This window comes from Colwellia sp. 75C3 (genome assembly GCF_002836255.1).
In the GTDB taxonomy this organism is placed as follows: domain Bacteria; phylum Pseudomonadota; class Gammaproteobacteria; order Enterobacterales; family Alteromonadaceae; genus Colwellia.
Genome location: NZ_PJAU01000033.1, coordinates 93,448 through 117,051 on the forward strand (window position 1 = coordinate 93,448; position 23,604 = coordinate 117,051).

A 23,604-nucleotide genomic window follows, 5' to 3' on the forward strand; every position below is an offset into this window, starting at 1 on the left:
ACAAATTTTGATATTGTATTTCTATACAGCGCTTTTATTTTTCCTTAAATAAATGCACGTTTTTTACCTCAATAAACTGATCTTTGTTTGCACCACTGGTGTAACTTAGTTTTCCTTCTAACATCAGTTCATCACCTATATCGCCATGTTCGGCTAGGTTTTGTGCTTGTTTTCCCCAAACGTGAATGGCACGTTCTACTGAAATTGTCTGCCATGCTTGCTTATCGGTATTATAAATATGCTGATTAATAATAATATTTGCTTGGGTAATGTTCTTATTTTGTTCAGTTAACATCAGTTTTGGTTTTGATATTAATTGGGCACTACAATGAATTTGGTTAATTGCTTGAGTATAACCCTTGTTGAATTTTTGCACGAAGTTGGCGTGTACAATACCTATGTGATTGGTACTTTTATCTGTTGCTTTAGGCTTAATATTACTTAAATAGCCATGCAATAAAATAATGTCACCTTTGTTAGCGTGAAGTAATGCCTGCTCTACCAACTCACCTTCAACTTTTACATGATGATAGCTAGTCCATTCTTTGTACTTACTGGTGCTTTTATCTAACCACTTGCTAGATGTCGCTAAAACAATTTCAGTGACAGCCGTTGCAGGGTTCGCACGATAACGAATATCTGGTGTTGCCACTAAATTTCCCAATAAAGTCACGGCACAAAGTTGCGGACTTGGTGTTTTTAGGTGTTTATTAACAGCATCTGATAAAGACAATTTTTTTCCTTTGAGATGCAAAGTAAACCAATTATTCAGTTACTTACTATCTCTTTGTGTAATTTAGGGCAGTGGTTATATTTTAGTATAAATGCAGTGCTGTTGTTAATAGTTTGTTAGGAATAATTAGTTAGAAACTTTATTAAAGTGCTTTATCTGCAATTAGCTCTGCTTATTAATTGTAAGTGAAAGGCAGGAAGATCATGGTTTCAATAGCTATGACTAATCTCGATGCATGTTTCAGAGTGCACTTTGAATAGTAACGGGTATATAATGTAGATAACATTTTAGCGTCAAATTAAAAAGATCTTGTCTTTCTTGGGCAAGCATATAGGAAGTTAATGAGCCCAACACTTGTCAGCGAGCACTTAAACAACATTGCCGTAGGTTACGTAGATAGTGTCGATAGCGAATACGCTAAACGACTTGCCAAAAAATGGCACCTCAACTATCTCGGGCATGTTGTTGCTGCCAGTAAACAGCCTCAGCTTGAATTTGTGTTGCAAATGCATCACCACGCACTTGAACTTTGTAAATTAGATGAGCCTAAATTGGGTGCTATCAAAGTAGACTTCGTTGAGGGTGCAGTCGCACACCGACGTAAATTTGGTGGTGGTCGTGGTCAAGATATTGCCAAAGCAGTTGGTTTAAAACATGGTTTTACTCCCCATGTTTTAGACGCTACCGCAGGACTTGGTAGAGATGCATTTGTATTAGCGGGTCTCGGTTGTAAACTGACCTTATTGGAGCGGATGCCTGTTGTGGCTGCACTATTAGATGACGGTATTGAGCGCGCTAAACTACATCATGAAGTTGCCGATATTGCCAATAACATGCAGTTATTTCACGGTACATCACTCGATGAAGTCGACTTAGATCTTGCTCCCGATGTGGTGTACTTAGATCCTATGTACCCACACCGTGAAAAATCTGCAGCAGTAAAAAAAGAAATGCGAATCTTCCAATCACTGGTTGGTGAAGATCTGGATGCAGATGATTTACTTGCACCGGCCTTAGCATTAGCAACATATCGCGTTGTGGTAAAAAGACCAAGTTATGCGCCACCACTAGCCAATAAAAAACCATCGATGAGCATCAATATGAAAAAAAATCGCTTCGATGTTTACGTTAAGTTGGCTATTCCTAAAGCCTAGTGTCTTCGTTGAATAGATAATTAACATTAGGGTCATGTTTTGACAGCTGACCCTAGGGGCTGTTGATCTTTCAGGGTTAAAATTTATTCAATTTAAAACGAATTTAATCGCGACGCGAGCTTTGTGTCATAGTCATTCTATTAAAAAAGCGAGCAACAATGAGTAAATTTGTTTTAAATGAACCCTAAAGGGCAGCACTTGTTTGAAATTTAGTCTACGTTATCGTCTGTTCGAGTAGCCAGCTACACGTCACATACTCTGCCTTGTCTAAATACCAAACAAGTTGCTGTAAAAATAATCTCGAAAGATCAACAGACCCTGATGTTTTACTCTAAAAAACAATTGATATTCTAGTTAATTTTAAAATCTAACTGGACACTTGCCGTTGTTTCCACCGCTTTTCCATTTTCAAACTTTGGCGCATAACGCCAATTTTCCATAGCAAGCAACGATTCTTTCTCAACCCCTTTCCCACCTTTAGACTCTAATATCTTAGCATTTTTAACAAAGCCAAAATCTGATATTGTAAATTCGATAACAGCATAACCACTTTTTCCTCTACGCGCTAAATTCATCGGATATTTGGGATTGACTCGATACAGTGGTGTAGGTTTTTGAGCATCATCCCAAGGAGTCATTGAGCCGATAGCGATACAATGCTTAGTTGCCTCTTCACTTCTTCCTTTGCGCTCTAGAGCACCGATTAGAAATGCGTGAGTACTAAGTTCTAATGGATGGGTTGGCCCATCTAATGCTTCAAATACAGGTAAATTGACTTCAAATGCGTCAATTGCTTTACTCAGATTTCCCTTGGCTAAATAATGTTTACCAGCAAAAAAATTGGCATTAACGACCCTTTTATCATTTGAGGCTAAATGCTTGGTAAAGTAATCCCTCGCTTCTAAAATGACTTTGCTTTTATTAGAGCCTATAGAAAGTAACTCAATCCCCACATCAAGTTGCATTTGAGCATTTAGCCTAGGATTTTCTTCTTTATAATTATCGGTAATATTCAATATTTCTCGATAATAATTAAGTATTTCTCTCTGATTTTTTCTTGGCGTCGACTTGGCAAGAGCAAAGTAGATATCAATTTGCTCTAGAGATTTTTTTCCATATTCTTTTTCATATACAGGAAGAGTAGGTAATAAAAGTGCATTAGCTTGAATATATTGCTGATTATCTATGTACAAAGAGGCTAAGTTAACGGCTAAACTTGCGGTATTAATATCAGACTCACCATAAACTTGTTTTCCAAGTTCATAAGATTGTTTTGCATATTTAGTTTGAGCTTCTTTATCATTCGCCTTAATAGCTGTTTGATATTGATGATAAGCGTCTTTGAATTGTGAATTTATACTTTTATTTTCTTCGGCTAACGAGCTAAATGATAATAAAAGTACCGTAGCCAAACTGAGCTTATTAATTTGCATTTTTCATCCCTGAATTCATGTTAATAAAAGACCTATCATGACTTTACTACATCATTACAATTAATAGGTAAGGTGCATAATCTTTATTGAACACAAACTATACACGAATGCGGGCAGATAAAAAATCGCTTCGATGTTTACGTTAAACAAGCCATCCCTAAACCTAATATGTAGTATCGTCATTAGGTAATGTTACATAAAACCGTCATATTTATGTAACATTACTGTCATGCCCATGAGTGATCATTGCCTTTATTTATCGTAAAGGCATTCATGTTATGCGCGTTTCTAGCTTTTCTCGTTTGTCTGTGACGGCAATCAGTATTTTTGCTGTGATATTTATGGCAACCATGTATCACGTAGGTGAATCGTTAAGTCAAAGTAGAGCGCAATATAAGGGCTATCAAGCACTTATTTCCTTAACAACGGTTAAGTTTAATCGCACTATTGTTGAGTATCTACAAACAGGTGATGCGGCGCTATTAAACAAGGCGCAAAAGCAACTTACCAATATTGTAAAACAAACCACTCGCTTAAATATCGATAAACTTTCTAAGAAAATAGACTCGCAAGCCAAAGCCCTCGCCCATAATATCGACACCAAATTTCGCGCTATGGGCAAACTCAGTGGTGATCCGTTAGTGCTCTTGCGTAATGGCGAACAAGAAATGCTCGCTATTAATAACGATTTAGCGCATTACGTACAAAAGACTCAAGTACTATCGTTAAAAAAGCAGTTTAACTACCTCATTACCACACAGGCGATAGGGAAGTTACTTGCCGATTTAGTCAGCGCCAGAGAAGCCATTTTTTCCCAGTCACAAGCCAATATTCAATCGATAAACCCTCTACTAATCGAACTGAAAAGCTTAGGTAATGTCTTATTAATAAAACCAGCCTTAGCTATTTATGAAGAAAGCGAAAACGACTTATTTGATGAAAGTGAAGATTTATTAGGGGATAGTGATGAAAAAGAAGATTTAAGTCTCGAAGCCATTAATGAATTACAGTCATTATTCAATCGCTATCAACGAGAATTAGAGAACACCCTAGCTCAGCAGCAGCAACGACAAATGGGCTTTGCCCTATTAGCTAAACAAGTGGGCAATATTGAAAAAGCCATCATGCAAGGTGAGGCTGATATTTCACAGCAGCAAGAGCAAATAAATGAGCAGCTTTATATCATTGTCATTGGGTTGTTAATTTTTTTGGTGGTCTTCCTCCTAGCAAATTACTGGTTACAGCGTAGTGTTATTCTCCAGCCATTACGTAATTTGCGTGATAGTTTTGTACAACTAATGGCTCAAGGCAAAGTAGACAACATTACTAATATTGATAAAAGAACTGAGTTTGGTGAAATATCTACCAGCTTTAATCATATGGTTAATAAGCTAGCGCAAGATGATAAGGATAAAGCCCTGCAATTAGACCTAGTGGCCAAAGCCTTAACGACGATGGAGAGCCAAGTTAAAAGCATTTATCAGTCATCGCATACCACCAGTGAACATGTTCAAGGGGCAAGAAAAATTATGGAAGCCTTAGGTGAGGCAACCGAAACAGTGAATACGCTATCAGGGCAAGTTGTTAATAATGCTCAGGCAACCAAACAAGCCATGGAAGTAAGTCAGCATCATGTGTCACAGGTACTAGCGGCAAGCGAGTCAACCAATTTGGCGGCAAAGGAAAGTAAAGAGGCTATTACCTCACTATTTCACTCGGTTGAATCAGTTACCTCGATTGTTGATGTGATTAGCGCTATTGCCGATCAAACTAACTTGTTGGCACTTAATGCTGCTATTGAAGCGGCCAGAGCAGGAGAGCATGGCCGAGGGTTTTCTGTTGTCGCTGATGAAGTACGCCAACTCGCCGGTAAAACGCAAGAATCGCTCAAACAAATTTCAGCGCGTCTAAAGCAATTACAAGGTGCGAGTAATTCTATTGAAGGCATCATTAATGACATTGAAAAGGCATCGTACAATCAACGTATTATCGTCGATGAATTGCAAGAAACCGCGTTAGCTGTAACTGGGCAGGCGCAAGTTTCTGCAACGGTTGCTCAAGATACACTTGAACAAATTACCCTGCAACGCACTCACTTTATTGCCTTTGAACAAGCCATGGCTAATGTAGATAAAGAAGTAAGTGACTCGCAGCAATTATCCAATGTCATTTCGGTTGATGTGAGTAATCAGGTCAACGATATAGGACTTACCCTTAAAAAAGCGTCTTAATAAGTTAATGTACTAAATAAACGTAGCTTATAACTCATAGCTCTTGTTTTTTCTCAACACTCTATTAAAGGGACTGTTCCTCATAAGATCACTGAAGATGGTATTCATTTTACTGGTTTTTTGATCATTTTGAGGTTGATTGAATGAAGCTTGAACTTCATTAAATAGTTGTTCATCAATTACAGACGGAAAGTAACCCTTGATTGGCTCTTCCGTTATTTTTTCAACAGCTTTACCATCCACAATGCTTTTGTGCAGTGGTTGCCATTCACCGATTAATTTTCGGTTCTGTAGCAATGTTGTTATTGAATCCGGTCTTAGTGGCACGCCACCAAGCATTAGCTTATTCTCGCCATGTAAAATAGTGATTATTTTATTGCAGGTCATACCCGATGCTTTCATCGTGAATAATCTTTCGATGAATTCGACTTCAAGCGGTTTAACGATAAATTTGGTCTGATCTTTATTTAACGCTAACCATCTTGGCGCCTTTTTCCCATGAAATGAAACTCTTTCACTCGCTTTAATTACATTACGGTGACTTTCAGAAAAATTGCGCTGTAATTTCTGTTCATTTTCCATGAATGATAACTGACAGCCAACGGTTAACAGTAATTCTGCTGCAAAATCGAGTTTATTGTCTTTGTTATCAATGACTATGCCCCACTTAACAATGGCAACCTTTACACCATAACTTAACAGACGTTGAAATAAGGCCTTTGCATCATTTGGCGGTATACTTGAAATTCTGTCGCCAACCTCGATGCAAAGCATGTCACCTGCTTTTATTAATCCGCTTTCGCAGTCTGATATGACGTTTCCTAATCCGGCATCGTCGCTAATGTTCAGCCCATGAAGATCCGAAGATTTATCGGTGTAAGCGGTATCTGATAACTTAAAGGTAGGATGTTGTTTTAAAAAGTCAGTGATGGTGTTTTGCTGGTGAGATAACCCGTTGTTTTCTTCTTTATCTTGAATTGAAGTTGAAACACGCTTGTAGGCATAAGCGTTGAATGTCATGTAATTATTCCGTAAGGCTATTAATTTCATCATTATAAATGTAACAACCGTACGGTACTGTAATGAGTTGTAGGCATGATGGCTTTTAATGTTACTTCAACTGATGTCTGTAATCAGGTCAACGATATCGAACTTGACCTTAAAAAAGCGTCTTAATAAGTTTAACTTTGTTAAGCTAGGCATAGTTAACTTCTACTAGTGTAAGTTGTTTGAAAATTTACGCTAACTTTTCACAAACTCATAAAGGTGTTTTCATGATCCAACAAAACCAACTAATGCCAGTAGGCGAACTACAAGAATTGAAAAACGGCGAAATGATCACGCATAATACAGCGGAACTTTTTGCGACTAAAAAGGTAGTATTATTTGCTGTTCCTGGCGCTTTTACACCAACGTGTTCTGCAGCACACTTACCAGGCTATGTAGTTTCGGCTGACGAATTAAAAGCCAAAGGCGTTGATGCAATCATTTGTGTATCAGTTAACGATGCTTTTGTAATGAATGCGTGGGGCGAGTCACAAAATGCTGAAAACATTATGATGTTAGCTGATGGCGATGGTAGTTATACCAAAGCATTAGGCTTAAGCATGGATACCGCTACTTTTGGTGGTGTACGCTCTCAGCGTTACGCTATGATTATTGATAATGGCGAAGTAACCAGTTTGCATGTAGAAGCGCCTAAATCGTTTGAAGTCAGTAAAGCTGAAGTTATTCTTCAACAACTGTAAGTTACTTTATATCAATGACAAATTAGCGAGAATATTAGTGTTAACGTACTAAAATCGTTCATTAAAATTGATACTAAAAGCAATCGATATAAGAACACGAATAAGAATGATGTACCTTATTAACCACTTGGTTAATAAGGTTTTTTTATGTCTTTAATGTTTAAATGATACAATTAATTGCTTGAATCAGTACTGATAAAAAGGCAGAATTCACCCAATTAAAATCTTTAAGGCAAAATCATGTTAAAAGCTGAAATGGTAAAAAAGTTAAACCAACAACTTAATCTAGAGTTTTACTCTTCAAACTTGTACTTACAAATGAGCGCATGGTGTGAAGAGAAAGGTTTTGCCGGCGCAGCAGAGTTTTTACGCAAACATGCCAATGAAGAGATTCAGCACATGAACCGCTTATTTACTTACGTAAGTGAAACAGGCGCATTACCTATTATCGGTTCTATTGATGCGCCGCCACATGAATTTGAATCGTTAGGTCAATTATTTGAAATGACTTACGACCATGAATGTTTAATCACTGAGCGCATTAATTCACTTGCTCATGAAGCCTTTACTAATCAAGACTATTCTACTTTTAACTTCTTGCAATGGTATGTTTCTGAGCAACATGAAGAAGAGACTTTATTCAAAGGTATTGTAGATAAAATCAACCTAGTGGGTAATGACGGTCATGCATTATTTTTCGTTGATAAAGATTTAGCTGAACTAGCCAAAGTTGGCAGCACTAGCATAATGACAGAAGCTGGCGCATAAGCGCCTAGCTATTCTGTTTAATGCTATCGTTTGATTAAATGTTCCCACTCAAAAGTGCATTACACCTTTGATGGGAACATTTTTAGTTTCTGTTTTAATACTCTAATGAAATAAGACGTTCAAAATTAGGCTGTTAAAAATATATATCCCCGTCCCTTAACTGTTTTAATCACTGGCCGTGAAGAAGCAGCCAGCAGTTTCTTTCTTAAATTAGCTAGGTGACTATTAATACTTTTATCACAGCTGCCAAGTTTTCGCTGGAAAATGCGTTGAGCAATAACGTCTCTTGAAACTAACGAGCCTGCATCGGCCATAAGTAGGGCCAGTAAATTAAATTCTAGTCCTGTAGTAGCAATAGGCTTTCCTAAAAAAAGCACAGAACGATTTAAAAAATTTAATTCAACCTGAGCAATAAATATTTTGTCTGCAGTTAAATGCTCTTCTGTCGTTAACATGCTGCTTACTCTGACTCTTGAGCACGTGTTTGCGCAAACATTGTTGTTTTATAACCAGTAGGTGAGTGCTCACTTGTTTCCAATATTAAAAACTGCTCGTTGGATTGCTCATTCAGTATCAATTCAAATGAGTTTAATATGATCGAGCTGCCATTATCTTTAGCGACAACAAAAACTTGATAGCTGTTGTTTTTTAGCAAGAGTGAACTGGTATTTTTGTAACTAATGTCACGATTATAAAGGGCCGATTCGATAGTTTCATCTTGTCTGACAAAGTACACCGCGACTTGAGCGAAGTCATCAGATTGAATTAAGTTAACGATTTCAATTTCATGTTCATAAATGCTACTCAATAAGCTATTTTCAACCATCAAAGAGAATAAATTCACTTCAATTTCGTCAATGATGCCATCACCATTTTCATCAATATTACCGTCGTTATCACTATCGACATATTCTTGTTCAGCATAGAAAAAGAGTGTTTTATTAGTGTTTTCAACTAAAGATAATAAATGATTGCTTAATAACGGTGTATTGTCCTCAGTATTGGTGATATCTACGCTGTAGTCACCACTTGCTACCGTTAATGCATTACTCACTTCGCCATATAATAGCGACGTGATAGCAGGGTTATCACTGACACCATTAACATGTAAATCAAAGGCAAGTTGGTAGTTGTTTAACTGTTCATGGTTAGCAACGGCATTATAAGCGCGAAATTGTGCTTCAGCATCAGTATCTACATATTCAATTACCGTAGAGTCAGACATTATATCTAACACATACGGTGAGGTACCAGCACCGGTGTTCTGCTTTACTATCATGATATTCTGAGAGCTATAAGCAAAAGTAATACTGTTTGATCTGAATAAGACCTCATCGCTACCAGCGGTGGTGATATAGAAAACATAGTCATCTTGGTCAAGCTTTTGGCTATCAGATAATTGCTGATAACTGTATTGACCCACTAAAACGGCCTCGTTAAAACTTTCATTCTCTTTAGAAAAATAAAAATCAACCGCTTGCTGGTTTGAATGCATATTTAGTACGCTAAGATTAAAAAGATCGTTGGTAGCATCATCTTCATCATCAATAACAGGGATACTGTGCACCATCACTTGTGGCGATAAAACACTATCGCTGAGCACTATCATATGGATTGTATCTGCAGTTATGGCTAAGCTATTCTCATAAATGACGGACAGATCATCGGTCGCTGTGCTGTCATCATCTTGCCAAGCTAGCTGATAGAAATAGTCTTGGTTTGTTAAGCTGATATTACTATTAGCATAACCGTAAGCAATGGCAGAGTAAGTTTGCTCATAGTGATCATCATCTTCATCGCTATCTTCAGTAAGGTTTTCATCAACGGTCAAATATATACTGGGTGAGTCTTTAGATAAGTTATAAAGTTTAACGTAGCCTTCTCCGCTACTATCGTCACTAGACTCGCAGCCGAGTAAAATAAATAATAATAGGCAGGCAGCAAGGCAGCTCTTTAAGGCTTGTAGGGTGTTAAGTGTGGTCATTTGTTTTCCATTATGTAAGGTTGCAACAGTTTGTTGGTGAATGTTATGCAGCAATAGATAACCACTTGCGACAAGAGTTCAGACCTTTACACAATCTTTGCATTTCTTTATTTTAGGAATAACAATCTTCGATATTAAAACGATTTATGGGTAATAAAGCCTTTTCATCAACCTTTTTGTATACGCACTATTTACATAAAGATTATAATAACGGCGAAATTTTCAAAGTCTTTTGAGCAGAATGTTCTCATAAGACTTTTACTCTTAAGGTATTACAGTGATCACAACAGACGTATTAATAATTGGTGCCGGCGCAGCAGGCTTAATGTGTGCAGCACAAGCAGGCTATCGCGGAAAGAGCGTTGTTGTGGTCGATATGGGTAAAAAGCCGGCGCGAAAAGTATTAATCAGCGGTGGCGGTCGTGCCAATTTCACCAACGAAGGCGCAAGTCCTGAAAATTATCTTTGTCAAAATCCACACTTTGTAAAATCAGCACTAAGTCGTTATAGCGCTCAAGATTTTATCGATTTGGTCGACAGGCATGGCTTGCAATACCACCATAAAACGCTCGGCCAACTTTTTTGTGATGACAGCGCACAAGATCTGGTTGATATATTGATGACCGAATGTGAATGGGCAGGTGTGCAAGTGAACCTGCGCACCGAAGTACTTTTGGTCACCAAAATTGCCGACGGTTATAGTGTGACAACGAGTGACAAAAGCTACCAATGTAAATCCTTAGTAGTGGCCTCCGGTGGTTTAACCATGCCAAAACTGGGCGCAACACCTATAGGTTATAAAATTGCCGAGCAATTTGATTTAAACGTACTTGAAACACTTGCTGCATTGGTGCCTTTTACCTTGCATGAGCACGACAAAGAACGCTTCGATGGTTTATCTGGCATCAGTCTATTAACTGAAGTCACCAGTGAAGATGGCACTAGCTTTAAAGAAAATATTTTGTTTACCCATCGTGGTTTATCAGGACCTGCAATATTACAAATATCGTCTTTTTGGCGTGCAGGGCAGGCGGTTACTATCAATTTATTACCCGAAAATAACCTGAGTGAAACCTTAATTCAGTGGCAAAATGACCAAGGGCAAAAATCGGTAAAAAACCTCATGGCGACCTTGTTACCTAAGCGTTTTGTTGAAGTTTTGGTTAAAGATGGCGTTATTGCAGACAAACCAATCAAACAACTTAATCACCCTGAGATTACCGCACTAAGTGAATACTTACATGCGTGGCAGATCAAACCAAATGGCACTGAAGGCTACCGAACAGCCGAAGTGACTTTAGGTGGAGTCAACACTGATGAACTATCAAGTAAAACCTTTGAAAGTAAAAAACAGCCAGGACTATTTTTTATTGGTGAAGTGATTGATGTGACGGGTTGGTTGGGAGGCTATAATTTTCAGTTTTGCTGGGCCAGTGGTTATGCTTGTGGGCAAGCAGTTTAGTAAAGTCAGAACCGGCTATTCAACGTTAAAAAGGAAAGGTAGTACATGCAGGAGCTCAAAAGTTTTAGTGTAATTATGCTTATAGTCTCCATTCTATCAGGGTGTGCGTCACTGCCTGAGGAGATTAAGCATCCGATTGAACCACTAGTCACCCAATCAACCAGTACATTGTCCGAATTGACGGACACTTATCGACCTGAGCAGCCTAGCCAAGAAACGAGTGCCGTTCTGTTGCAAGATACCGGCTGGGATGCATTGTCACAGCGGTTGGCACTTATAGAAACCGCTGAGCACAGCATCGATATACAGTATTACATTTGGAACTCAGACTCTTCGGGACACTACTTAGCCACTCGCTTAGTCGCTGCTGCCGATCGTGGTGTGCAAGTTCGTGTAATGCTTGATGATATTAATCTTAACGAACGAGAGAGTTTGTTAGCTGCACTTGATCTGCATCCTCAAATAGATATACGCATATTTAACCCGACCCCCAGTCGTAGAGGGGTAGCAAAGTGGTTAAGTTTCCTTAGCGATTTTTCTCGCCTAAATCGCCGCATGCACAATAAGTCATTTACCGTCGACGGTGTTCTGTCTATTGTTGGCGGCCGTAATATCGGCGATGAGTATTTTGACCTTTCTGATGAAATCAATTTTCGTGACCGTGATGTACTGGTAATGGGCACTGTGGTAACAGATATTCAAACTAGTTTTGTAAAATATTGGAATAGTCGCTGGTCTTACCCTGTTAATTTATTGGCTGATAAGGTCTCATCAAGTCTAAGTGTTTTAGATGAGGTGGCTGCTCCTCGTTACAAAAATTATCCTGCTTTACCAGAAGGACAGGAGAGTTCAAGTCGTCTCTTAAAAGATGTGATGGGCAAGATGATTTGGGTTAATGCACGTTTTGTTGCTGACCGACCAGTACCTATTGATGTCGACAATAGCAGCGAACCTAAGGCTACTGCCAGATTATTGGCCGAATTGGCTCAGCAGTCATCACATGAAATTTTATTTGAATCCGCTTATTTGGTGTTTGATGATCGCCAACTAAAAGCGCTGCAGAGGTTGACCAGCAATGGAATTCAGGTAAAAGCATTAACTAATTCAATGGCCTCGAATGACCTAGTCTCTAATCATTCTGGCTACGCAGGTCGACGCAGGGATATGCTTGACCACGGCATGCAGTTGTTCGAGTTGAAGCCAGATACGAACCTATGTAATGAGTCTACCAGAGACTTGTCAAAGTGCGCACCGACAGCAGCTTACGGTCTTCATGCTAAATCTATCGTTTTTGACCGAAAAATAGCAAGTATCGGTTCTTTTAACTTCAACTTACGTTCAACCTACCTCAATACAGAGTCACTGTTAGTGATTGAAAATCAGAGCATTGCTGAAAGTCTTGCCAATGATATTGAACAAGCAATGAACGAAGATAATAGCTGGCGTCTGAATTTACATGAAGGAAAAGTTCGTTGGTCTTCGGGTACAAAACACTGGGAAAATGAACCTGAAACGGGCCGTTCGGAACGAATTAAATCACGTTTTTTACAATTATTGCCAATCGAAAAATATTTGTGAAGTAAGTTATAAAGCTAACAAGGGTGTTCTAATACAAAACACCCTTACAATATATAACTGAATGATAGACAGATTATATTTTTAGACGGTGAATTGTTGCTACAACATTGGCTAATTCATTAAACATCTCAATATCATGATGTGATTTATGTTTCTTTCCCGTTCTTGACGCTAAAAAATCACCCATTGAATAGTTATTGATATCTAACGCTTTAATTTCTCTGATTAAGCTATCATCTAGCTTTAGCATTGCTAAAGCGATAACAGTGTTAGCTTGTTGGTTATATAAACCATAGTTGTTAATATTATCTATTGTGGCCTGATTTATATTGTATTGTTTAAGTCGTAATACCTCTTTTTTGTTGATTTGTGTTAAACCTAAACCTTCCATTTCATCAACAAATGTCTTGTTAATATCGAGAATACTAAATGCGAGCATTTCACCTGCATTAATGTTGATGAATCCAAGTTTGTTTACCTCATTTATTTTACTCGTATCAATATCATGTTCATCGAAAGCTATCATCTCACCTAATGAAATTGAATCGAATCCTAAGCCATGAATTTCTTCAATATATTTCGGGTCAACTCCTTGGGCCTTAAAAGCGATAACTTCACCAGCATTTATATTTGAAAACCCGAGCTGCCTAACTTCATCAACATAGTTCGCATCAATATTATGAGCGGAAAAGCCGATTAATTCTCCTGCTCCCATGTTGTTTAATCCAATCTTTTGAATTTCCTTAATATAAGCAGCGTTAATATCATGCTCCTTAAAAGCAATGAGTTCTCCATGGCTTAAATGGTCAAAACCAAGATTAGCTATGGACTTAATGAACTCAGAGGTAACACCATGGATATCATTAATTTGTTTACTGCTCATTCGGTCACGGTCGTACTCGTTTGCATTTAAGCCAGATACTTGTCCGATAAATAACAGACTGCCCATAACCGCGCTTTGTGTAAAAGAAGGTGTTATCGCTTTTATTTTTGTCCAGAAAGTAATGTTCATAGTAAATCCTATATTTGTATATTTCTAAAAAGATTATTTAAACGGTTAACTATAACTACGTATAAAAAATGAAAAGGTTGTCTAAATAAGAAATTTATTTTGAGTAAAGTCGATTAATTATCGAGGGGATTAGAGTGTGGAATATAAATATAAATATAAATATAAAAGGCAGCTTAAAAGCTGCCCAGAAATAAAGGTGGTTGATTAACCAAAGCTTCAAACAGTAACATCACACTTCGACGTTATTTTCAGATTACTTTCACATGACTTTCAGTTAAGTTATTTGTCAGGATAAGTGATGCGAGTATGGGTATTCCCTTCATTTTTAATTTTCATTACCCTGCCTTGTTCATCGCGATAAAAAAATATTTTCTCATGACTCAACTCACCATCTTTTACTAATTGGAAAGTATCACCGTCCACATGTTGATAGTATTGCAGTGCATATTTAAGCGATTGTGCAGGTAAGTACAATAACATCAGGCCACTTCCCCAACTGCCAACATAATATTCACTGTTCCAAGGGTTTAAATTATAAAATCCTGTATATTGAGCAAGCTCAAGCGTTTCTTCTTGTTTCAGTTCTGTATTAGGTTCTTCATTTAGTTCTGGCTCGATTGATTCGGCGCGACTTATGAGTTCGATTAGACCTTTCACATACGATGGTGTGTATACACGGTTCGCATTCACAAGTACGGCATAAGCCATTTTGTTGGTCACATCCATTTTAAGATAAGCCACATAACCTGGGCACGTTCCACCATGCATTACCCATTGATTACCTTCATCATCTGCTGTTACTTCGTAACCAAAACCTCGATCGTATTCGTCATCACTTTTACTTGTCGCTTGAGTGGTATACATACTTTTCAGCGTAGATGGTTTTAATATCTCGGCTGTTGCTGCATCGGCTAATCGAAACTGCCACATGGCAAATTTAGCTAGGTCAAGCGCGGTAGTTGATATGCCCATGGCAGACTGCATTGCTTTGGTTTGATAAAAATTAGCAGCATTACGCTTTCCGTTTCTATTGATCGCGCTATACGCTAGTGCATGTTTATTTCCATAAAGCGATTCCTGCATTTCTACTAATGAATTAGACATATTTAGCGGTTGAAAAAGGCTGTCTTCAACGTAATTTTTGTAAGTAACGCCGGACACTTCCTCAATAATTAACCCTAACAATGAGTAGCCAATATTACTGTAAGTGATATCTGCTCCAACAGGGCGTTCTGTTGCTTGAGTCGCTAAACTCTCGAACATTTCATCCTCCGTAGGGAAGGGATGTTCAGGAGCACTATAATAGCCATGATTAGTATCGCGTGGTAAACCCGACGTATGATTAAGTAACGACCGAACAGTGACAGAACCACCTTCGGGGAACTTCTGGTTTACTGCATATTTAGGTAAAATATTTTTCACCTTGTCGTCTAAGTTGATCTTACCTTCATCCACTAATTTCATAATAGCCGTTGCGGTAAAAACCTTGGAAATAGAACATATACTGCTCAGGGTATTTTCATTACTTGGTAATAAGTTTTCTCGGTTAGCCTGACCAAAAGCGCCGCTCCATAAAATCTGCTGATCTTTGACAACAACGCCCATAATAGAAGGTAAGTCTTGATAATCTTTTTGAGATTCTAACCAGACATCAATAAGTTTGGATACATCCTTATATCTAGCCGTGTCTTCTTGGCTGCTAGCGATAGCACTATGTAGGCATAAAAATGTTAGAAGAATTATATGGTAAATTTTCATAGTAGTGTGTGACTCTCGCATTAGTAATGAGGTGATGAATAACCACGGTCTTTAAGTGGTAATCCAGTTATTTGATAGTTACTAATACGTAATTTTTAGCAGAAGGTTGATAAATACATATTTATTTTTTAAAAATACTTTATGGGCTATTTGACGGTGAGAGGTGATGGAAAAGCGCAATGTCGAGAGGTGAGGGATGAAAACGAAAAAAGAAGCCCGAAAGCTTCTTTTAATGGACAAGTATTTTAGTGATACAACACTACTTTGCTTTTCGGATATACAAGTTACCGCTATAACTGGTTAATGATAACGCTTGTCCGCCACCATTAACTTTCGCCTGCATTATTCCACCAAGTACTATTTTTTGTTTTTTACCTTTTTTGTTTTTCTTGATTTCATCAATTACAACAAAGTCTTTATCTAGGCCAGAAAAAATTTCACCTTGGTAAGTTTGTACATTGACGTTAGCGGCGACTTTTTTTGCCAAGGTAATATCAACATTACCCATATGACTTGTTAATGAAGAAGGGCTGGTTTTGTCAAAATTAGAGAAGCTAACCACAATGTCAGTTTGCCCAGTTTCCGCAACAATTGGGCCTGAAATGTTTTTTGCCGTTATCATACCGCCATAGGCTTCAAGTTCTAAACTACCACTAATACCATCAATACTAATATCACCGCCTTTATGTAACTCCACTTCTATTGATGAGCGTTGCGGCACTTTAATTACTAAATCAACATGTTGATTTGAAAATTCACTGCTAATTTCTACGTCATTATTTTTTTCTTCAATCTCTAGTCGCGTCGACTGGCTTTTAACACTCTTTAGCCCTTTGTTAGACCTTGCTGGATTATTATTACTATTTTTTGGTGCTTTCACTTTTTTTAGGTCGTCATCTTTACCTGAAAAAACGGATGTTGTTGCACTTATTTCGATGGTGTCTCCTTTATAACCAACCAGGGTAACACTGCCTCTATATACCTCAACCTCAATTGAAACTGGCTCACCAGGCTTAGATAAAGGCAAGCTATAGGTTTTTTCTGCTGCGTTAGCTAATTGAATACTGCCCGCTAGCATCGCAATTAATGTTAAAGGTAAGGTTACTGATAATTTGTTCATGGGTTACTCCTAAAGATGAAACTAAATGTATGAAATCATTGATTGCGCTTTAATAAATTCTCGTACTTCGGGTTGTAAATAATGCATGTTTTCTTGTGCTGTTAATAAGGTTTTAATCTCGACTGAGCCATAGTTAAGCAACAAACGACACAACTCAATTTGTACTAATAAGTTTTCTTCTTTTGTGGTCATAGTGAGAAGTTGTTGCTCGAATGAGCCAAAAGATTTTAATTCGGCTAGGCTATTTATTATTGCAAGTCGTACCGAGGTAGATTTATCGCGTGCTAATAACTCAATGAGCTGTTCAACTAACAGCGGATTTGATAAATCTGTTTGCCGACTATAAGCAACACCTGAAAGGCGTTCACTGGCCGAGTCTTTTTTCAACATAGACATAGCAAGTACTGTTGTTAACGATGATATGTCTTCTTGTAATCCACTGTAGGCCGCATTATTTTTTTCATTATTAGGTGCTTGGTTTAAATTAAATCCAAGCACAAAAACCAAGGTTAATGTTGCAAACTGAGCAAGTGGTGTTGGCATAAACCAACTTTTAATTTTTTCCATTAAAGAGATCGTTTGCTCCTTAGAAGAGGAGTGATAGTTGTTTAGTGGCAGGGCTGTTTCTTGTTGAGAGCTATGTTGTTGCGTACTTTGCGCTCTAGATAACATTTGATAAAAATTAGCATCTACTCTGTCAGAAGGCATAACCAAAGGTTTAACATCATTGGTCCAGAACTGTTCAATAAATAACAATTCTTCTTGTAGTTGGCTGTTTTTCTCAAGATGACTTTGCATTTCTGCGCTTAGCTCGCTGCTATTATTATCGGCTAATGAAGCAATTTTCCAGTCGATTATTTCTTGGTTTGTCATTAGCTAATTTCTCCTACTAATTTTTGATAACTCATCTGTAATTTACTCACCGCATTACGCATACGAGATTTTAAGGTATTTAAATTGCAATCTAATAAGCTCGATATTTCTTGATAGTTCAATTGTTGAAATCGACTGAGCATAATGATCTCTCTATCTTCTGGCGAAATACTCGCCAAGGATTTATTAAAAATGGCATTTTGCTGCTCAGTTTCGAACTCTTCACCTAAGGTTTTCGCATTGGTTAATTCTTCATCATCCATGTCACAGTTCAGCGCTTGATTTTTATTTTTACGATAATGTTCAGCAACCGTATTTCTGGCAATACCATACATCCAAGATTTAAAGGTACTGCTACCGCTAAAACTGGTGCGATATGCAAGTATCCTCATAAAGGTTTCTTGCACTAAATCTTCACTTAACGCACGGTTATTACCTGTACGTAAAAAGTAATTAAATAATTGCACCTTATTTTTTTCAAAAAGTGTAGCAAGCTTATCTAGCTGACCTGCCTTGACTTGAAACATAAGTTCTTTTTCATCGAACATTGAGTTGTTGTTCCTATTGCTCAGCTTTAACGTTAAGTTTCACTGCTCATTTTTGTTTTCATAGTTATTAATACGTGATTTTTAACTAAAGGTTGATAAATACTTTATTTAATTTCAAATAAAGAGTTTTTATCGATTATTTGATGGGGGAACATGATGGAGTAAAACGGAAAAAGTGTGTCATCATTTAAATGTTACGGGTTGCTTTGGTGGCTATAACCTTCATGTCTACTGGGCCCATGGTTATATTGTTGGACAAGGAGGTTGGTTTTTCACGTCAACATGCTGCTTAGTAATTGATTTAATTGTAATTATCACTTAAGTAATAAAATGGGACTGTTCAATTACTTAAGTTGTGACTAGTATAATTAAAAGAAAATATAATGAATTTTATTTGTTGTGAATCGTTTACCTGAATCACACTTGAAAGTTAATCATGAGAAGAGGGAAATTATGAGTAATGACTATAAGCCAGCTAAAGTTTGGGTTAATGACACTATAGGTGGTAACCAATTTGCAAATATAAACAGTCCTGAGTCTGGGGCTAGGTATGAGAAGAAATTGCCTAAAGGTGAACATTCTTTACAGCTTCATTCCCTAGGTACGCCAAACGGACAAAAAGTGACGATTCTTTTAGAAGAGCTCTTGGCTTTAGGTATAAAAGCGGCAGAGTATGATGCTTATTTAATTAATATCGGTGAAAGTGAGCAATTTTCATCGGGATTTGTTGATATAAATCCAAATTCAAAAATTCCAGCTTTAATTGATAAATCTGGGGATGAAGAGGTTAATGTCTTTGAATCAGCGTCAATTCTTGTGCATTTAGCCGAAAAGTTTGAGCAATTTTTACCAAAAGAGGGTAATGCTCGAATTCAAACGTTCAACTGGTTGTTTTGGGCACAAGGCTCAGCACCATTTTTAGGCGGAGGATTTGGACATTTTTACGCTTATGCGGATGAAAAACAGGAATATCCTATAAATCGTTTTACCATGGAAGTGAAGCGCCAGTTAGATGTATTAGATATCCAACTCTCTAAAAATACGTTTGTTGCCGGTGAAGAGTATACCATTGCAGATATGGCTATATGGCCTTGGTATGGCTGTTTAGTGTTAGGCAATTTATATGATGCGGCAGAATTTTTACAAGTGGAAATTTATACTAATGTAGTGCGCTGGGCAAAAATGTTGGAAGAGAGAGAGACAGTACAACGTGGCAGCATAGTGAATAGATCTTGGGGTGAAGAATGGCAACAAGTGCTTGAGCGTCATTCTGCAGAAGATATTGATGCCGTGATGAAATTACGCGTGTAAATTAACTCTACAATTTAGCGCGCCATGATTGGTGCGCTTTATTTTGATTTCTTTAATCGATACATAAGCGCATCACCATCGGCCAATAATCCTTCAACAGTTTGGTGTTTTTCCTGATTGAACTCCACTATGCCATGGGAGTACGAAACAACGTAACCACGCTTCATTTCTTGATTATATTCTTCTAGTGAACGACTCAATTTATTAATGACGACTTCCGCTTGTTTCTTTGACGTACTGCTGAGTAATATGGCAAATTCATCGCCGCCCAAGCGAGCAAAAACATCTGAATTTCGGAATGTTTTTTTCATCAGTCCGGCAAAAGCAATTAATACCGCATCACCTTCGGCATGGCCAAATGTGTCGTTAATGGGCTTAAATTTGTCCAAATCAAGAAAAACCAGTACCACTGGTAAATCTTGTCTAATACACAGATTCAAACTGTGCTGAGCGATAGTCATGAATCCTCTTCGGTTTGATATATCGGTAAGCTCGTCCATGGTTGCCATTTGAATAGCAGTAAGTTCACGCTCTACCATTGCCGCAAGATCTTTTAATAATTGAACATCTTCCTCATCAAAGTCTCTTGGCGTTTGATCAATAATGCACAGTGTCCCCAGCTTTTGACCATTAACTTTGAGTGGACAACCGGCATAAAAACGGATGTTCGGCTCGTTCAACACCAAAGGGTTATCTGCAAAACGTGGATCCTCACAGGCATTCTGCACGATAAATACTGACTCTCCGAGTATCGCATGACCGCAAAATGAAATTTCCCGAGATGTTTCACTAACATCGACGCCTATAGAGGACTTGAACCATTGTCGATTTTCATCGATGAGACTAACCAGAGCTATTGGAACGCCAAACATGCGTTTTGCCATACGAGTCAATCGTTCGAAACGTTCTTCAGGTAATGTATCGAGTACATTGAGTGAATGAAGGGTTTCAATCCGTTCTGTTTCATCGTGTGGAATGTCAGGTGTTTTCAACGCAGTATCCTAGTTTTTATTTCATTATGCGGGAGATTAGTAATGTAACTCTATAGATCATAGTGCATAGAAGATAGACCGGCGATGTATGAACATTGTTTCAGTGTGTATTACTGATAATTATCAGTAATACGACTTAATTCACAAGGAAGCACTATAACGATATTTTGGAACATAAAAGAGAAGTTTATGGTTGATATAACATTGTATTAGGTACTTTTACTGCGTATTTCTGGTGATAAAATTTACCTTATTAAAATAAGTTGTGCACAATGTACTTGTGGGTTCTCTTTAATTCAGTTAATATTACCGTATAAGTATTGTGCGCAACTGAATTGCACATCATCAAAGTTAACAATTATACATTAACAGGATACACAAATGACTATTTTATATACTACATCAGCAACTGCAAATGCCGGCCGTAATGGACAAGTAACAACAGATGATAAAAAATTGGACCTTGCGTTAAGTTATCCAAAAGAAATGGGTGGCACGGGTGAAGCAACAAATCCAGAACAACTATTTGCAGCGGGTTACTCGTCTTGTTTTTCTAATGCTATATTACATGTAGCCAATGAAACTAAAGTGGCAATAAAGTCAGCGCCGACTACCGCGACTGTTGGCATTGGTCCAAATGATAATAAAGGCTTTTCACTTGCCGTTACCTTATCAATAGTATTAGATTTACCGCAAATTGAAGCGGTTCAACTTGTTAAAACAGCACATCAAGTATGCCCTTACTCAAATGCGGTACGCGGTAATATTGATGTGAAATTAATAGTAAATGGTGTTGCTTTATAATTAATACCCATCGGATTAATTAACACTTAATTTAACTAATAACTATCAAGGAATAAATTATGCGCGCAGTTCGAATTCACCAATATGGTAGTACTGAAACTCTACAGTTAGAGCAGGTTGATATACCGGTAATCAACGCCGATGATATTTTAATTAAAGTTAAATCTTCGTCAATTAATCCCGTTGATTGGAAAATAAGAGAAGGTTATTTACAAGATTTTATCCCCTACAAATTACCTGTAACCTTAGGTTGGGATGTGGCAGGAATCGTTGCTGCAGTTGGTGATTCAGTGACTGATTTTAACGTCGGCGATGAAGTTTTTAGTCGCCCCGAAATTAGTCGAGATGGCACTTATGCCGACTTTATCGCGGTAAAAGCTGATGAAGTTGCGTTGAAGTCAAGCAAGTTAGATTTTGGACAAGCCGCCGCTTTGCCTTTAGCAGGAATTACCGCTTGGCAATGTTTAGTCGATGTAGGTCAAGTGCAAGCAGGACAACGAGTCTTAGTTCATGCGGGCGCTGGTGGTGTCGGACATTTAGCGATACAAATCGCGAAAGCTAAAGGTGCCATTGTTATTGCGACTGCCTCGGCAAAAAATCAAGCATTGTTAACAACATTCGGTGCCGATCAAGCGGTTGATTATAATCAAGGTACCTTACTTGAGCAGATTGAACCTGTTGATTTGGTTGTTGATACGTTAGGTGGAGAAGTACAGAGCCAGTCTTGGGCATTATTGAAAGCGGGCGGCATGTTAGTTTCTATCGTTGAACAACCAAGCGAAGATCTTGCTAAAGAACATGACGTGAAGGGCGCATTTGTTTTTATCCAGCCAAGTAGTCGTATCTTGCGTGAGCTAAATACTTTAGTTGAAAAAGATCAGCTTATGCCCTTTATTGAGCATCGTTTTCCATTAGATAAAATAGCCGAGGCGCATTTACAGAGTCAATCTGGGCGTACACGCGGTAAAATTGTTATCGACGTAAGTTAACTTTATTAAAGTTGAATTAGTTGAACTTAAAAACCAAGGTCGCATACTTTATGCGATCTTTTTTAGATCTATATAAGGTTAAATAAATAGCCCTAAAATGATCGTTTAATCGACGTAAGACTTACCTTGCTGATATTTTATTTAACTGTATGCTAACAGTAAGTGGTCCGACCTTTGGTGTCAGTGACATATTATAGAGGCTATAAGTAAGTAATGAAGCAACAATCGTTATATATTCAAGGTGAAGATTACCAGTTACATCTTCGTCATATATCCAAAAATTCAGCTGGCACGCCTGTATTAATGATCCACGGAGCCATAGAGAATGGTTATATTTTTTATACTAAGAAAGGTAAAGGGTTAGCCTGCTATTTAGCTGAACAGGGTTTTGATGTTTATGTTGCTGACCTTCGTGGTCGGGGACAAAGCACGCCAATAATAAGTGCTAATTCTGACTTTGGTCAATTTGAAGCGATTAGCCAAGATATACCGATGTTTTTAGATTACATCACTAATAAGACCAACAAAGCTATGCATGTAGTTTCTCATTCATGGGGTGGTGTGTTAATGGCGAGTTGTTTAGCTCGTTATCCAGAACGTTTGTCACAAGTATTAAGTAAAACGTGTTTTGGCACAAAAAGGTCGGTCAGTGTAAAAAGTGTAGAGAAGTTTTTAAAAGTGAATTTATTCTGGAATAACGTAGCGATAAAGTTAGCTAATAAAAATGGCTTTTTAGATGCAAAAAAGTATGGTGTAGGCTCAGATAATGAAACGAAAAAGTCCCTTGCACAAAGTGTTGCTTGGGTTAAAAAAGGTGCTTGGATAGACCCCCATGATGGCTTTGATTATAATGAAGCCGCTAAAAATATAGTATGGCCGCCGTCGTGGCACTGTACCGGAGTAAAAGACAAGGTTTTAGGGCATGAGCAAGATGTAAAAGCGTTTATTGCTGAGTCATCGAATCATCAAGCTAAATTTAATTTACTTTCAAAGAAGAATGGTCATGCCTTAGATTATGATCATATTAATATTCTGACTCATCCACAGGCTGTTACCGATCATTTTCCGCTGTTGGCTGAATGGCTAAAAACTCATCAATAACATTA

Annotated in this window: 21 protein-coding genes; 10 read left to right on the forward strand and 11 right to left on the reverse strand. The window is 37.8% G+C overall.

Translation table 11 applies throughout. The features are described from left to right. Positions 1-34: 34 nt before the first annotated feature. Positions 35-733: a single-stranded DNA-binding protein gene (locus CXF85_RS04955; protein ID WP_101227423.1), complete on the reverse strand. Its 699-nt coding sequence runs from the start codon at positions 731-733 to the stop codon at positions 35-37. A gap of 341 nt (positions 734-1,074) precedes the next feature. On the opposite strand from CXF85_RS04955, the gene CXF85_RS04960 reads away from it, so the two are divergent. Then, the gene (locus tag CXF85_RS04960; RefSeq protein WP_101227424.1) at positions 1,075-1,887 is read left to right on the forward strand and encodes a class I SAM-dependent methyltransferase; all 813 of its coding nucleotides are present in this window, start codon (positions 1,075-1,077) and stop codon (positions 1,885-1,887) included. Positions 1,888-2,237: 350 nt separating this feature from the next. Here CXF85_RS04960 and CXF85_RS04965 read toward each other — a convergent pair whose 3' ends face one another. Then, complete coding sequence (locus CXF85_RS04965) at positions 2,238-3,320, reverse strand: TonB family protein (protein WP_101227425.1); 1,083 nt, start codon at positions 3,318-3,320, stop codon at positions 2,238-2,240. A 278-nt stretch (positions 3,321-3,598) separates the two neighbouring features. Between CXF85_RS04965 and CXF85_RS04970 the strand changes: the two genes are divergently transcribed. Then, positions 3,599-5,551, forward strand: a complete 1,953-nt coding sequence (locus CXF85_RS04970; RefSeq protein WP_101227426.1) for a methyl-accepting chemotaxis protein — start codon at positions 3,599-3,601, stop codon at positions 5,549-5,551. A gap of 27 nt (positions 5,552-5,578) precedes the next feature. On the opposite strand, the gene CXF85_RS04975 is transcribed toward CXF85_RS04970, so the two are convergent. After that, positions 5,579-6,571 (reverse strand): recombinase family protein, encoded by a 993-nt coding sequence (locus CXF85_RS04975; RefSeq protein WP_198555498.1) that lies wholly within the window; start codon positions 6,569-6,571, stop codon positions 5,579-5,581. A gap of 254 nt (positions 6,572-6,825) precedes the next feature. Here CXF85_RS04975 and CXF85_RS04980 point away from each other — a divergent pair, with 254 nt between their 5' ends. After that, positions 6,826-7,299 carry a peroxiredoxin gene (locus CXF85_RS04980; RefSeq protein ID WP_101227428.1) on the forward strand — a complete coding sequence of 158 codons (474 nt, stop codon included), beginning with the start codon at positions 6,826-6,828 and terminating at the stop codon, positions 7,297-7,299. Positions 7,300-7,539: 240 nt separating this feature from the next. Beyond that, positions 7,540-8,067 (forward strand): non-heme ferritin, encoded by a 528-nt coding sequence (ftnA, locus tag CXF85_RS04985; protein ID WP_101227429.1) that lies wholly within the window; start codon positions 7,540-7,542, stop codon positions 8,065-8,067. Between the two features lie 125 nt (positions 8,068-8,192). Here ftnA and CXF85_RS04990 read toward each other — a convergent pair whose 3' ends face one another. Together CXF85_RS04990 and CXF85_RS04995 are read right to left on the reverse strand one after the other, a co-directional pair. After that, entirely contained in the window at positions 8,193-8,522 is a 330-nt protein-coding gene (locus CXF85_RS04990) for a winged helix-turn-helix domain-containing protein (protein WP_101227430.1), read from the reverse strand. 5 nt (positions 8,523-8,527) lie between these two features. Then, positions 8,528-10,051 carry a DUF4397 domain-containing protein gene (locus CXF85_RS04995; RefSeq protein WP_101227431.1) on the reverse strand — a complete coding sequence of 508 codons (1,524 nt, stop codon included), beginning with the start codon at positions 10,049-10,051 and terminating at the stop codon, positions 8,528-8,530. Between the two features lie 277 nt (positions 10,052-10,328). On the opposite strand from CXF85_RS04995, the gene CXF85_RS05000 reads away from it, so the two are divergent. Then, positions 10,329-11,513 (forward strand): NAD(P)/FAD-dependent oxidoreductase, encoded by a 1,185-nt coding sequence (locus CXF85_RS05000; protein WP_101227432.1) that lies wholly within the window; start codon positions 10,329-10,331, stop codon positions 11,511-11,513. Positions 11,514-11,558: 45 nt separating this feature from the next. Then, positions 11,559-13,091 carry a phospholipase D family protein gene (locus CXF85_RS05005; protein ID WP_101227433.1) on the forward strand — a complete coding sequence of 511 codons (1,533 nt, stop codon included), beginning with the start codon at positions 11,559-11,561 and terminating at the stop codon, positions 13,089-13,091. Between the two features lie 73 nt (positions 13,092-13,164). On the opposite strand, the gene CXF85_RS05010 is transcribed toward CXF85_RS05005, so the two are convergent. The 5 genes from CXF85_RS05010 to CXF85_RS05030 form a co-directional block, all read right to left on the reverse strand. Further along, on the reverse strand, positions 13,165-14,103 hold the full coding sequence (locus tag CXF85_RS05010; protein ID WP_101227434.1) for a hypothetical protein: 939 nt from the start codon (positions 14,101-14,103) through the stop codon (positions 13,165-13,167). 279 nt (positions 14,104-14,382) lie between these two features. After that, positions 14,383-15,861 (reverse strand): serine hydrolase domain-containing protein, encoded by a 1,479-nt coding sequence (locus CXF85_RS05015; protein WP_157829023.1) that lies wholly within the window; start codon positions 15,859-15,861, stop codon positions 14,383-14,385. A 259-nt stretch (positions 15,862-16,120) separates the two neighbouring features. After that, complete coding sequence (locus tag CXF85_RS05020) at positions 16,121-16,981, reverse strand: hypothetical protein (protein ID WP_101227436.1); 861 nt, start codon at positions 16,979-16,981, stop codon at positions 16,121-16,123. A 21-nt stretch (positions 16,982-17,002) separates the two neighbouring features. Beyond that, complete coding sequence (locus tag CXF85_RS05025; RefSeq protein ID WP_101227437.1) at positions 17,003-17,854, reverse strand: HEAT repeat domain-containing protein; 852 nt, start codon at positions 17,852-17,854, stop codon at positions 17,003-17,005. Continuing rightward, the gene (locus CXF85_RS05030) at positions 17,854-18,402 is read right to left on the reverse strand and encodes an RNA polymerase sigma factor (protein WP_101227438.1); all 549 of its coding nucleotides are present in this window, start codon (positions 18,400-18,402) and stop codon (positions 17,854-17,856) included. Before CXF85_RS05030 ends, CXF85_RS05025 begins: the two co-directional genes overlap by 1 nt. Before the next feature lie 453 nt (positions 18,403-18,855). Between CXF85_RS05030 and yghU the strand changes: the two genes are divergently transcribed. Continuing rightward, positions 18,856-19,713, forward strand: coding sequence for a glutathione-dependent disulfide-bond oxidoreductase (gene yghU / locus CXF85_RS05035; protein ID WP_101227439.1), 858 nt, complete (start codon positions 18,856-18,858; stop codon positions 19,711-19,713). 38 nt (positions 19,714-19,751) lie between these two features. Here the strand turns inward: yghU and CXF85_RS05040 are convergent, their stop codons facing one another. Next, complete coding sequence (locus CXF85_RS05040; protein ID WP_101227440.1) at positions 19,752-20,705, reverse strand: sensor domain-containing diguanylate cyclase; 954 nt, start codon at positions 20,703-20,705, stop codon at positions 19,752-19,754. A gap of 381 nt (positions 20,706-21,086) precedes the next feature. Between CXF85_RS05040 and CXF85_RS05045 the strand changes: the two genes are divergently transcribed. The 3 genes from CXF85_RS05045 (at position 21,087) to CXF85_RS05055 (ending at position 23,599) form a co-directional block, all read left to right on the forward strand. Then, positions 21,087-21,509, forward strand: a complete 423-nt coding sequence (locus CXF85_RS05045) for an organic hydroperoxide resistance protein (RefSeq protein WP_101227441.1) — start codon at positions 21,087-21,089, stop codon at positions 21,507-21,509. Positions 21,510-21,568: 59 nt separating this feature from the next. Beyond that, on the forward strand, positions 21,569-22,498 hold the full coding sequence (locus CXF85_RS05050) for an NADP-dependent oxidoreductase (RefSeq protein WP_101227442.1): 930 nt from the start codon (positions 21,569-21,571) through the stop codon (positions 22,496-22,498). A gap of 213 nt (positions 22,499-22,711) precedes the next feature. Continuing rightward, positions 22,712-23,599 (forward strand): alpha/beta fold hydrolase, encoded by an 888-nt coding sequence (locus tag CXF85_RS05055; protein WP_101227443.1) that lies wholly within the window; start codon positions 22,712-22,714, stop codon positions 23,597-23,599. Positions 23,600-23,604 lie beyond the last annotated feature (5 nt).